Raw genomic sequence first — 12,142 nt, 5'->3', positions numbered from 1 at the left:
GAAACGCCTGCCACGCTCTCGGGCTCAAGCATATCCGCACCAGGCCATACACACCTAAAACCAACGGCAAGGCCGAGCGCTTCATCCAAAGTGCTCTCAGGGAATGGGCTTACGCGCAGGCCTATCCGACCTCGACACGCAGGGCCGAGGAACTGCCGATCTGGCTGCATCGATACAATTGGCACCGCCCTCACGGCGGCATAAAATCACAGCCGCCAATCAGCAGACTCGGACTCTCCGAGGACAACCTGTTGAGGCTCCACAGCTAGCCGCTGAGCGAGCGGCTGATCCGGATCACGATCGGGTCGAAGCGGCGCATCTCGGCGGCCGGGTCGTTGATCAGCACGCAGTTCATCGCGGCACGGCGGCCGCCGTGACGTCAAGGTTACGAAGGCAAAAGGTCGGGCAGCCTGCCGCAGCTTCGCCAATCGCTCAAGCCGAGCGGCTTGAGATTCACCGTTTGCCGTAGTATGAAACTGCCATGATCCGGTCATGGCGCAATGCTGCCACCCGGAAGTTGTGGGACGGCAGCCGGTCCGACCAATTCCGCGGCCTTGATGTCGAGGCGGCGATCGACCTGTTGCTGGCTTTGAATGCCGCCAAGTCGCTGCAAGATCTCAATCCTCTGCAGAGCGTGGGATTACACAAACTCAAGGGCGTGCGCAGGAGCCAATGGGCGATGACGGTCAACGACCGATGGCGGATTTGTTTCGAGTTTCGCAAAGGTGATGCGTTCGAAGTCGAGATCGTCGACTATCACAAAGGCTGAAAAAGAGGACGACTATGCCTCCTGTTTCCCACCCCGGCCGGCTGCTGAAGCGAGAACTGGCGGCGCGGAAACTCAGCGCCAACCGGCTAGCGCTGGATATCGGTGTTCCGTCTGGACGGATCACCGACATTCTCAACGGTCGTCGGTCGATGACTGCGGATACCGCGGTGCGGCTGGGCCGTTATTTCGGAAATGCTCCGCAGTTCTGGCTCGATCTGCAGAGCCAGTACGACATCGCCGTCATCGAGCGTGACAAGGGCGCGGAGATCGACCGTCAGGTGCGGCCGGCGGACGCCGCCTGACCGATCTGAGGCCTCATACGTCCAGCATCTCTTCGCTGGCGAACTCGGCTTTCTCCGAGATGAAGGCGAACCGCGCCTCGGCCTTGGTGCCCATCAGCCGTTCGACCGAATTGGCGGTGCCGTCGCGGTCGTCGGCGAGCAGCACGACGCGCAGCAAAGTGCGCTTGGCCGGATCCATCGTTGTCTCTTTGAGCTGCGCCGGCATCATCTCGCCGAGGCCTTTGAAGCGGCCGACATCGACCTTGGCGTTGGCGTTGAACTCCTTCTTCAGCAGCTCTTCCTTGTGGGCGTCGTCGCGGGCGTACACCGTCTTGGCGCCGTGGGTCAGGCGGTACAGCGGCGGCACCGCGAGATAGAGGTGGCCCTCGTCGATCAGCTTCGGCATCTGCCGGTAGAAAAACGTGATCAGCAGCGAGGCGATGTGGGCGCCGTCGACGTCGGCGTCGGTCATGATGATGATGCGCGAATAGCGCAGATCTTCCTCGCGGTAGTTCACCCCGGTGCCGGCGCCGAGCGCCTGGATCAGGTCGGAGAGCTGGGCGTTGGCCACCACCTTGTCCTTGCCGGCGGAGGCGACGTTGAGAATCTTGCCGCGCAAGGGGAGCACAGCTTGCGTCTTGCGGTCGCGCGCCTGCTTGGCGCTGCCGCCGGCCGAGTCGCCCTCGACGATGAACAGTTCGGAGCCTTCGGCCGCGGTCGAGGTGCAGTCCGCGAGCTTGCCGGGCAGCCGCAGCTTTTTCACCGCAGTCTTGCGCGAGATTTCCTTTTCCTGGCGGCGGCGCAGCCGTTCTTCGGCGCGCTCGACGACGAAGTCGAGCAACTTGTTGGCCTGCACCGGATTGCCCGACAGCCAGTGGTCGAACGGGTCCTTGATCGCCTGCTCGACGATCTTCTGGGCTTCGGCGGTGGCGAGGCGGTCCTTGGTCTGGCCTTGGAATTCCGGCTCGCGCACGAACACGCTGAGCATGATCGCGGTGCCGACCATGACGTCTTCCGAGGTGATCGACGAGGCGCGCTTGCCCTGGCCGGCGCGCTCGGCGTGGTCCTTCAGGCCGCGGAGCAGGGCGCTGCGCAGGCCGGACTCGTGAGTGCCGCCGTCGGGCGTCGGCACGGTGTTGCAGTACGACGACAGGAAGCCGTCGGCATCGGCCGTCCAGGCGACCGCCCATTCGCAGGCGCCATGGGCGCCGTTGCGACCGGCTTTGCCGGCGAAGATGTCGGGGTGCACCAGGGTGTCGTTGTGGATCGCCGCGCCGAGGAAGTCCTTCAGGCCACCGGGAAAATGAAATTCATCCTCGGCCGGAACGTCCTCGATGCCCTTGAGGAGTTCGGGATCGCACTTCCAGCGGATCTTCACGCCGCCGAACAGATACGCCTTCGACCGCGCCATCTTGAACAGCCGCTGCGGCTTGAACGCTGCTTTGGCGCCGAAGATCTCGGTGTCAGGCTTGAAGCGGACGCGGGTGCCGCGACGGTTGTTGACCTTGCCGAGGCTTTCGAGCTTGCCCTTGGGATGGCCGCGCTCGAACACCATGCGGCTAAGCTGCTGGTTGCGCGCCACTTCGACTTCAAGACGCGACGACAACGCATTGACGACGCTGACGCCGACGCCGTGCAGACCACCCGAGGTCTCGTACACCTTGCTGTCGAACTTGCCGCCGGCGTGCAGCGTGCACATAATCACTTCGAGCGCTGACTTCTTCGGAAATTTCGGATGCGGATCAACCGGAATTCCGCGCCCATTGTCGGACACGGTGAGGAAGCCGTCGGCAGCGAGCTCGACCTCGATGAAGGTGGCGTGGCCGGCCAGCGCTTCGTCCATCGAGTTGTCGATCACCTCGGCGAACAGATGGTGCAGCGCCTTCTCGTCGGTGCCGCCGATATACATGCCGGGGCGGCGCCGGACCGGCTCCAGCCCCTCCAGCACCTCGATGTCCGCGGCGGTATAGCCGTCCTCAGCGCCGCTCGGCTTCGCCGCCGCCTTAGGCGCGGCGGACTTCGGCGCGGCCCCGAACAGGTCGCTGGCGGATTTCGATTTCGAGCTTGCCTTCAATGCCTTGGCCATGAGTCTTGAAAGGGGTCCTGAGATCTTTAGGGGGCGCGCCAGCTCACCGCTCCGCGCGAATCGCTGGAAGCAACTATGCCATGGAAGGCCGCTGGTGGTGACGGCCGGCGACGCAGGGCGGCGACGGCCTTCCGATCGTGCCGCCGGTGCGGCGGATCGCCGGATGGCGCATATAGGCCGGCGGACGGGCGTTGGAAAGGCCAGCCAGGGGCCGGACGCCACCCATGACACCGTCTGCGGACAGGGCGCGGCGGTATGACGTGCAGAGCGGCGTCCGAAACGCAGGATCGAGCGGCTTCCGGGGCAGACCGCCGCATTCAGGCCATTTGGGTCTGGTCTGCCGACCGCCCCGGGCAATCCGTCACGGCTGGTTGAGCTTGTCGGGCGTGCGTTGGTCGTGCGATGCGACAGCCTCGTGACCCCACGGCAGGGGCGCCTGCAGATCAGTAGGACAATGGACGAAGCATTTCGCGGCCTCATCGAATTCGTGCGCGAGCATCAGGTGTGGGCTGCGCCGGTGGTTCTGGCGCTGGCGTTCGGGGAGTCGCTCGCTTTCATTTCCCTCGTGGTTCCGGCCTGGGGGGCGCTGGTGGCGATCGGGGCGCTGGTCGGTGCCTCCGGTATCAGCTTCTGGCCGGTCTGGATCGCCGGCGCCGCCGGGGCTGCGCTGGGCGACTGGGTGTCCTATTGGTTCGGCTATCGGTACAAGAACAGCGTCGCCCAGATCTGGCCGCTGTCGAAGTTCCCGGGGCTGCTGACGCGGGGCGAGGATTTCGTGCAGAAATGGGGGGTGCCGAGCATCTTCATCGGCCGCTTCTTCGGGCCGCTGCGCGCCTCGGTGCCGCTCGCGGCCGGTATCTTCGAAATGCCGTACTGGCAGTTCCAGATCGCCAACGTATTGTCGGCGCTGGTGTGGTCGGCGGTGCTGCTGCTGTTCGGGGACGGGCTGTCGATCGGGGTCGGCTGGTTGCTGCGGACCTAGCCGACGGCTCGATCAAATGCGCGTCATGACGTGATCCTGCCATCGCTTGCCGCCTAGACTGAGCGGCCAATCATCAGCGAGGACACGCCATGGACCTGACCCGACGTCACGCCCTCACTGCGAGCGCCGCGCTTGCAGCCACACCGTTGCTGCGCAGCATGCCCGCCCATGCGGCGGCGCCGGTCGCCGACAAGCAGGCCCCGAGCTTTTATCGCTACCGGGTCGGCGACGCCCAGGTGAACGTGATCTCCGACGGCATCAACACCTTCCCGCTGTCCGACGGCTTCGTCACCAACGTCATGAAAGACGAGGTCAGCGAAGCGCTGGAAGCCTCATTCCTGCCGAAGGACAAGGTTTCGATCCAGTTCGCGCCGCTGGTGATCAACACGGGCGGCAAGCTGGTGGTGGTCGACACCGGCAACGGTCCCGGCGCGTTCGCGTCCAGCAAGGGCAATGTCGGCCAGTTCGCCAGCAACGTGACGGCTGCAGGGTTCGATCCGAAGGCGGTCGATCTGGTGGTGATCTCGCATTTCCACGCCGACCACATCAACGGCCTGCTCGACGCCTCCGGCAAGCCGGCGTTTCCGAACGCCGAGGTGCTGGTGCCGGCGGCGGAGTGGAAATATTTCATGGACGACGGCGAGATGAGCCGCGCGCCTTCGGGGCGGATGCAGAGCGTGTTTCAGACCGCGCGAAAAGTGTTCGACACCGGGCTCAACAAGAAGGTCACGCCCTACGAGTGGGGCAAGGACGTCGCGCCGGGCCTTTTGGCGGTCGAGACCCGTGGCCACACTCCCGGCCACACCTCGTTCGTGCTGTCGTCCGGCGCCGACAAGGTATTCATCCAGTCCGACGTCACCAATCTGCCGGCGCTGTTCGTCGCGCACCCCGGCTGGCACCTGATGTTCGATCAGGATCCGGCGATGGCCGAGACCACCCGGCGCAAGACCTACGACATGCTCGCCGCCGAGAAGATGCGGGTGCAGGGCTTCCATTTCCCGTTCCCGGCGATGGGCCACGTCGCCAAGGACGGCGACGGCTACCGGCTGGTGCCGGCGCCATGGAGTCCAGTAATCTGACAATCAGGCTTGCCTGAGAAAGGCGCTTGCACGCGCGCGGACCTCGTCGAGGTGGGTGAACAGGCTGACGTGTTCGCCGCCTTCGATCGTCATCAGCTCGCCGCGCGGTGACTCACGCGCGACACGCTCGCCGTGCGCGAACGGCACGACACGATCGGCGGTGCCATGGATCGCGAGTAGTGGCGGAACAAGTTGCGCGGCGTCGATCGGCGGCATCGTGGCGAAGGTGGCGGTGTCGCTGAGCGTTCCGGGCAGACGCTCCGCCATCCGCACGAACACGCTGGTCTGCAGCCCCGCGAGCATCGCGCTGGCCGACGGATCGGCCAGCGTTCGCGCCCGCACGACCGGATCCGGAATAGCCCGCTCGGCAGACCTTTCCGGATGGCGTTCGGCTCGCCGCGCCAGCCAGGCGGTCAGCCACGGCAGCCGTGCCATCCAGCGCATTATCGGCAGCCGCGACCGGACCTCCGGGGGGATAGCCAGAGTGCCGGTGCAGCACGATACAAGGACTACGGCTGCACAGCGGTCGGGATGGCGGAGGGCGAACTGCAGTGCCGACGGGCCGCCGGCCGAGACGGCGATCACTGCGGCGCGCTCGATCGCCAGCGTGTCGAGCAGTGCCGCGTAGAGATCGGCCTGCGCGCTCGGGGACGTGCCGCTCGATTGCGGCGTGCCGAGATAGCCGGGCCGCGACAGAGCCAGCACGCGATGCGCCGGCGCGTCGCCGAGCACCGCGCGGCCGAGCAGCAGGCTCTGGTCATAGCCGCCCATGCCGCCGTGCAAAGCGAGCACGGCCGGACCATTGCCGCAATGAGCGAGTTCGATCCGCCCGCGCGCGGTCTGAACGAGCGTGGCCGCGGGCAGGGCGAGCGGCAGCGCGCCGCCGCCCCAGGTCTGGGGAGTCGTCATGATAGGCCTCGTTTGTCGGGCTTAGCCGGCGATCAGGCCGCGAGCCGCGGGGCGAGGTGGCGGATCAGCGCCACCGCTTCCGGCGGCGGCTTCTGCTCGACCCGGCGATACACTCGGCCGTCCCGGGTGCGGGTCATCAGGCCGGTGTCGCACATCATGCGGCGCAGCAGCGCGTGATCGCCGAAGCCGTGATGGCCGAGCAGCAGCTCGTTGAGCTGCTTCTCGCTCAACTCGCGGCCCGCCGGCACCCGCGACCACATCACCCACAGGCAGAGCAGGCGGTGGCTGGCCTTCTTCGGCCATCGGGTGAGCACGCCGCCGGCGTCGAAGTAACGGGTCGCCTGCGCGACCTTCTGCAGATCGGGAGCCGGCTCCGGTTCGGGCTGGCGTTGCAGCATGTCCTCGGCGTCGAACTGGGCGCGAAAATGCTGGAAGTTGCGATAGCCGGCTGAGCGCGCCAGCAGGTTCAGCATCTCGACATGGCCGAGCTTGTGACCCTGGGCGTCAAGCTCGCGGTTGAGCGCACGCGCCAGCGCGGACACATCCTGGGTGGCGAACGGGAAAGCAGTTCTGGTCATGACCTCATCCTCGATCGTGCCGAACGATGAATGTCGTTGGTCGCTGACTTACGACGGCGGCACGGGACAAGTGTCTGCCGATCGAGGAAACAGGCAGGTTTAGCTTCCCCGAGGGGACAGCGACGCCTTGGTGAACTGCCGACCAGTGCGCGGGGAAATACAGCCCAATAGTGCGCTTGGCAAGCCGTGCGTGCGGCAGCGTCGTCATGAGCGAGACCGAGATCTGCGCGCGCCATGGGTTGACCTGGTACGTAACCGCTCCTATCAACGCGCCATGCTCAACGCGCTCACCACCGCCAAAGCCCGCCGCCGCAGTCCCGCGGCATGGGCTGACGCGCGCGTCTGACAGCGTCGTCCCTGCCGCCGGTTACGGTCCGCGGCAGGTGAGCCTCACATCCCCCTTACGCGCATCGATCCGGCGGCTCCCGTTCAAACCAGGAGCCTTTCGATGTATGCGCCACCCCAGTTCAAGCCCGACCGGTCCGCCTGCCTTGCGTTCGCGGCGGCGCAGGGTTTCGGCCTCGCTTGCGCCCATGACGCCGCCGGGCCGATCGCATCGCCGCTGCCGTTCGCGATCCAATATGCCAGCGACGGCACGCCGCTGTTGTCGTTCCACATTGCGCGCAACAATCCGCTGGCGCGCTGCGCCGATGCCCGGACCCCGTGGCTGATGGCGGTGACCGCCGGTCATGCCTATGTGTCGGCTGACTGGTACGCTTCGCCGGATCAGGTGCCGACCTGGTTGTACAAGAGCGTGCAGCTGACCGGTCCGGCGGCGGTGATGTCGGTCAGCGAACTGGACGCGCAACTCGACGACGTCAGCGCCATGTTCGAGACCGCGCTGGCGCCGAAGCCGCCGTGGACCATGGCCAAGATGGCGGCCGGCCGGCGCAATGCGATGAAGCAGGCGATCGTCGGGGTGATGATGCGGGTGGATGCGGTGGCGGGCAGCTTCAAGCTCAACCAGCACAAGTCCGACGCCGATCACGTCGCGGTCGCCTCCGCGCTGGCGCGGCGGCCCAACCCCGGCTCGCAGGAGATCGCGGCCGAGATGGTCGCGCTGCGGCCGCATCTGGATTACACCGTGCCGGTACTCGCCGGCGAACCCGCTTGATCAAGGAGCGATAAATGACCCTGACCGACAGCACCAATCCAGGCCAGACGCGGGCTGCGAGCGGCAAGCCGGTGGTGTTCATCGACGGCGCTGCCGGCACCACCGGGCTCGGCATCCGCGAGCGGCTGGCCCGCCACGGCCAGGTCACCGTCAAGGATATCGCCGAGGACAAGCGCAAGGACGCCGCCGCCAAGCGTGCGCTGATGGCCGAGGTCGATCTCGTCATCCTGTGCCTGCCGGACGATGCCGCCAAGGAGACGGTGGCGCTGATCGACGAGCTCGGCGCGGCTGGCCCGAAGGTGCTCGACGCCTCGACCGCGTTTCGGGTCGCGCCGGACTGGGTCTATGGCTTCGCCGAACTGGCGCCGGAGCAGGCCGACAACATCCGCGCCGCCAAGAAGGTCGCCAATCCGGGCTGCTATCCGACCGGTGGCATCGCGCTGCTGCGGCCGCTGGTCGATGCCGGCCTGCTGCCGGCCGACTATCCGGTGACGATCAACGCCGTCAGCGGCTATTCCGGCGGCGGCAAGTCGATGATCGCGGCCTATGAAGCCGGCACCGCGCCGGCGTTCGAGCTGTATGGCCTCGGCTTTGCGCACAAGCATCTGCCGGAAACCCAGAAGTATTCGGCGTTGTCGCGGCGGCCGATCTTCATCCCCTCGGTCGGCAATTTCCGCCAGGGCATGCTGGTGTCGGTGCCGCTGCATCTCGACACGCTGCCGGGCAAGCCGGCGGCCGCTGACCTGCACGCCGCGCTGGCGCAGCGCTATGCCGGCAGTGCCTATGTGTCGGTGCCGCCGCTCGACGCGGCGCCCTACGCGGGCGGCCGGATCGAACCGGAAGCGCTGAACGACACCAACCAGCTTGAACTCTTTGTGTTCGGCAGCGATGCCCACCGCCAGGCGGTGCTGGTGGCGCGGCTCGACAATCTCGGCAAGGGCGCCTCCGGCGCCGCGGTGCAGAACATGCGACTGATGCTGGGCTTGCCCGACACCGGCGGGGTCGACTAGCGGATCGCTCTCAGCATTGCGGCTCGCGGTTTCGCCACCGGGAGCCGCGTCACTCGGAAATCGCCATGACCCAAGCTTTCGACGACGACACGCTGCGGTTCTACCGCGGCAACGCCACCGCTTACGCCGAGCGCCAGCCACGCAGCGTGACGCTGACCCAGTTCCTGGACGAACTGCCGGCGGGCGCCAGGATCCTGGAACTCGGCTGCGGGGCCGGCTACCAGGCCGAAGCGATGCTCGCGTCCGGCTTCGACGTGGACGCGACCGACGGCTCCCCGGAACTGGCGGCCGAAGCGTCGCGCCGGCTCGGACGACCGGTCCGTACCATGCTGTTCCATCAGCTTGACGCTGTCGAAGTTTACGGCGCCGTTTGGGCTCACGCCTGCCTGCTGCACGTGCCGCGCGACGAGCTTGCCGACGTGCTGAAGCTGATCTGGCGGGCGTTGAAGCCCGGCGGCCTGTTCTACGCCAGCTACAAGTCCGGCGACGGCGAGGGGCGCGACAAGCTCGCGCGCTACTACAATTATCCGTCGGAGGAGTGGCTGCGCGCGCAGTACGCGGAAGCCGGCACCTGGGCATCGGTCGCGGTCGAGACCAGTGAAGGCAAGGGATTCGATCAGGAATTCGCCCGGTTTTTGCACCTGACGGTGCGGAAGCCGGAGTGACGACTTACCGCGACTGAGTTCCCAGCCCGCTGTGCAAATTGAGACACACCTGTTGCTGCTGCGTCTCACCAAGGTCGTTGCTGGCCTGTTAGCGTACGGTTAGTACCCGGGCCGCAACATATGCGATTAGTTTGCAGTGATAATTGAGTGAGTTGTGCCGGGCGTCCTTGCCAGCGCCCGGCGACCTGAGCCAAGCTCTTATGGGGGAGGCCGAGGGCGGGATCGCTTTCGGCTGCGAGAGCAGGTGAGGGCGGCAATGGCGAGTGTGCAACCGGCGGCGCGGCCGTCGAAGCGGTTCCAGATCGCACTGATCAAACCATCGCACTATGACGACGACGGCTACGTCATCCAGTGGTTCAGGTCGTTCATCCCCTCCAACTCGCTGGCAGTGGTCTATAGTCTCGCGGAAGACGCCCGGCAGCGGCGCGTTCTCGGCGACGTCGAGATCGATATTACGGCGGCCGACGAGATCAACACCCGCACGCGTATTCCGCAGATCATCGAGCGGTTCCGGGCTCATGACTTCTTCGGTCTGGTGTTCATCGTCGGGGTGCAGTCCAATCAGTTCCCGCGTGCGATGGATATCGCCCGCCCGCTGCGGGCCGCCGGGGTGCCGGTGGCGATCGGCGGCTTCCACGTCTCCGGCTGCATCGCGATGCTGCCGGGCATTCAGCCGGATCTGCAGGAAGCGCTCGATCTCGGTGTCACTTTGTACGCCGGCGAACTCGAAGGCCGCTGCGACGAGCTGCTGCGCGACGCTGCCAGCGGCGCGCTGAAGCCGCTGTACAACTACCTGAACGACCTGCCGTGCCTGGAAGGCGCGCCGACCCCGGTGCTGCCGCGCAAATTCCTCAAGGGCACGTTCAGCCTGCAGACCTCGTTCGATGCGGGACGCGGCTGTCCGTATCAGTGCTCGTTCTGCACCATCATCAACGTGCAGGGCCGCAAATCGCGCGGCCGCAGCGCCGACGATATCGAGCGTTTGGTGCGCGCCAACATGGCGCAGGGCGTCAATTGGTTCTTCATGACCGACGACAATTTCGCCCGCAACAAGGACTGGGAGGTGATCCTCGATCGGCTCGCCGCGCTGCGCCGCGAATTCGCCGCGACCGGGCAGAAGGACATCAAGCTGGTGATCCAGGTCGATACGCTGTGCCACAAGATCGACGGCTTCATCGACAAGGCGCGGGCGGCCGGCGTGGTCCGCACTTTCTTGGGGCTCGAGAGTATCAACCCGCAGAATCTCGCCTCGGCCAAGAAGCGTCAGAACAAGATCACCGAATATCGCCAGATGCTGCTGGCTTGGAAGAAGGCCGGGGTGATCACCTATGCGGGCTACATTCTCGGCTTTCCGCACGACACGCCGGAGAGCATCGCCGAGGACATCGCCATCATCCAGAAGGAGCTGCCGCTCGACATCCTGGAGTTCTTCTGTCTGACGCCGCTGCCGGGCTCCGAGGATCACCAGCGCCTGTTCAAGCAGGGCGTGGCGATGGACAGCGACCTCAACCGCTTCGACATCGAGCACGTCGTCACGCCGCATCCGAAGATGAGCCGGGAGCAGTGGCAGGGCGCGTATCTCAAGGCGTGGGAGCTGTACTACTCGGCCGAACACATCGAGCGGATGCTGCGCCGTGCCGCCGCGACCGGCGTCGGCGTGTCGCGGCTGGCGTCGATGATCTTCCTGTTCTCGTCGATGGTCCGGATCGAGAAGGTGCATCCGCTGCAGGGCGGCATCATCCGGCTGAAATACCGGCTCGACCGCCGGCCGACGCTGCCGGTCGAGCCGGCGCTGGTGTTCTATCCGAAGCTGGTCGCCGGGGGCGCGCGAAAGCTGGTGCAGAACGTCCGGCACTGGTTCTGGATCGACGGCCTGCGCCGCAAGATCCGCAACGACCCGAACCGGCTCAGCTACACCGATACGGCAATCACCCCGGTCGATGACCGCGAGGTCGAAGAGCTGGAGCTGTTCACCCACAGCCAGGCCGCCCAGGACGCGGTGGAGCACATCCGCAAGATCAACCAGCTCACCCACGCCAAGTCGGTGGCGTAGGCGGCTGCTGCTTGTTCTCGTCATTCCGGGGCGCGCGCCAGCGCGAACCCGGAATCTCGCGGTTATCGCCAAGGAAGACGCCGCAAGGTGCGCGGCGGTGCCGTCCACCAGCACGTCGAGATTCCGGGTTCACGCGCTGCGCGCGTGCCCCGGAATGACGGGCAGAGAAACTGTTCTCAACCTGGGACCTCCATGCTTAAATCCAGCCTCGCAACGAAGTGTTCGGAGGCGGAATGACGGTGGCTCCTGTGCTGGTGATCCTCAGCGCGGCGACGGCGTTGGGGCTGTATCTCGGGCTGTTGTATCTGCGCGGCGAGCGCAAGCAGGGGCTGGTGGCGCTGCATTTGCTGCTTGGCTTCGGCGGCCTCGAAACCCTGGTGATGCTGTTGCACGGCACGCCCGATGGAGCCGCGACGACGGATAGCGTCTCTTTCGGCAAGATCGCGGCCGGTCTGTTCGCGGTGTCGGCGTTCTCCGGCTTCATCGCCGCGCTGGCGCGGCGCTCGCCGGTCGGCGCCAACGTCCTGCTCGGCACGCACGTCACCGTCGGGCTCGCCGGCTTCGCGCTGCTGCTGGCCTGGGTGTCGGGGACTTAGCGCGCCCGCACGTTGGCCAG

The 12,142-nt window shown here is 66.2% G+C and carries 13 protein-coding genes; 10 read left to right on the top strand and 3 right to left on the bottom strand.

Translation table 11 applies throughout. The features are described 5' to 3' along the window. From DU475_RS03875 to DU475_RS03865, 3 genes are all read left to right on the top strand, one after another. The coding region (locus DU475_RS03875) for an integrase core domain-containing protein (RefSeq protein ID WP_164630799.1) at positions 1–269 on the top strand (269 nt) is incomplete at its 5' end. Between the two features lie 212 nt (positions 270–481). Beyond that, positions 482–769, top strand: a complete 288-nt coding sequence (locus tag DU475_RS03870; RefSeq protein ID WP_164630797.1) for a type II toxin-antitoxin system RelE/ParE family toxin — start codon at positions 482–484, stop codon at positions 767–769. Between the two features lie 14 nt (positions 770–783). Further along, positions 784–1,071, top strand: a complete 288-nt coding sequence (locus DU475_RS03865; protein ID WP_164630796.1) for a HigA family addiction module antitoxin — start codon at positions 784–786, stop codon at positions 1,069–1,071. Positions 1,072–1,084: 13 nt separating this feature from the next. On the opposite strand, the gene parE is transcribed toward DU475_RS03865, so the two are convergent. Next, the gene (parE, locus tag DU475_RS03860; protein WP_164630794.1) at positions 1,085–3,136 is read right to left on the bottom strand and encodes a DNA topoisomerase IV subunit B; all 2,052 of its coding nucleotides are present in this window, start codon (positions 3,134–3,136) and stop codon (positions 1,085–1,087) included. Positions 3,137–3,590: 454 nt separating this feature from the next. On the opposite strand from parE, the gene DU475_RS03855 reads away from it, so the two are divergent. Then, entirely contained in the window at positions 3,591–4,118 is a 528-nt protein-coding gene (locus DU475_RS03855; protein WP_013502727.1) for a DedA family protein, read from the top strand. A gap of 89 nt (positions 4,119–4,207) precedes the next feature. Beyond that, positions 4,208–5,197 carry an MBL fold metallo-hydrolase gene (locus DU475_RS03850; RefSeq protein ID WP_164630792.1) on the top strand — a complete coding sequence of 330 codons (990 nt, stop codon included), beginning with the start codon at positions 4,208–4,210 and terminating at the stop codon, positions 5,195–5,197. Between the two features lie 3 nt (positions 5,198–5,200). Here DU475_RS03850 and DU475_RS03845 read toward each other — a convergent pair whose 3' ends face one another. Both DU475_RS03845 and DU475_RS03840 read right to left on the bottom strand, forming a co-directional pair. Beyond that, positions 5,201–6,106, bottom strand: coding sequence for an alpha/beta fold hydrolase (locus DU475_RS03845; RefSeq protein WP_164630790.1), 906 nt, complete (start codon positions 6,104–6,106; stop codon positions 5,201–5,203). Between the two features lie 32 nt (positions 6,107–6,138). Then, positions 6,139–6,684 (bottom strand): DUF2087 domain-containing protein, encoded by a 546-nt coding sequence (locus DU475_RS03840; RefSeq protein WP_164630788.1) that lies wholly within the window; start codon positions 6,682–6,684, stop codon positions 6,139–6,141. Positions 6,685–7,132: 448 nt separating this feature from the next. On the opposite strand from DU475_RS03840, the gene DU475_RS03835 reads away from it, so the two are divergent. From DU475_RS03835 to DU475_RS03815, 5 genes are all read left to right on the top strand, one after another. Further along, positions 7,133–7,798, top strand: coding sequence for an FMN-binding negative transcriptional regulator (locus DU475_RS03835; protein WP_164630787.1), 666 nt, complete (start codon positions 7,133–7,135; stop codon positions 7,796–7,798). A gap of 14 nt (positions 7,799–7,812) precedes the next feature. Next, the gene (argC, locus tag DU475_RS03830; protein ID WP_164630784.1) at positions 7,813–8,808 is read left to right on the top strand and encodes an N-acetyl-gamma-glutamyl-phosphate reductase; all 996 of its coding nucleotides are present in this window, start codon (positions 7,813–7,815) and stop codon (positions 8,806–8,808) included. Positions 8,809–8,873: 65 nt separating this feature from the next. Further along, positions 8,874–9,473: a class I SAM-dependent methyltransferase gene (locus DU475_RS03825; RefSeq protein ID WP_164630782.1), complete on the top strand. Its 600-nt coding sequence runs from the start codon at positions 8,874–8,876 to the stop codon at positions 9,471–9,473. A gap of 256 nt (positions 9,474–9,729) precedes the next feature. Beyond that, positions 9,730–11,526 carry a B12-binding domain-containing radical SAM protein gene (locus DU475_RS03820; RefSeq protein ID WP_164630780.1) on the top strand — a complete coding sequence of 599 codons (1,797 nt, stop codon included), beginning with the start codon at positions 9,730–9,732 and terminating at the stop codon, positions 11,524–11,526. Positions 11,527–11,759: 233 nt separating this feature from the next. Next, positions 11,760–12,122: a hypothetical protein gene (locus DU475_RS03815; protein ID WP_114359818.1), complete on the top strand. Its 363-nt coding sequence runs from the start codon at positions 11,760–11,762 to the stop codon at positions 12,120–12,122. The last annotated feature ends 20 nt before the right edge of the window (positions 12,123–12,142 follow it).

Source organism: Rhodopseudomonas sp. WA056, from assembly GCF_010906995.1.
In the GTDB taxonomy this organism is placed as follows: domain Bacteria; phylum Pseudomonadota; class Alphaproteobacteria; order Rhizobiales; family Xanthobacteraceae; genus Rhodopseudomonas; species Rhodopseudomonas palustris_G.
This window is presented reverse-complemented; position numbering and strand designations above follow the sequence as displayed.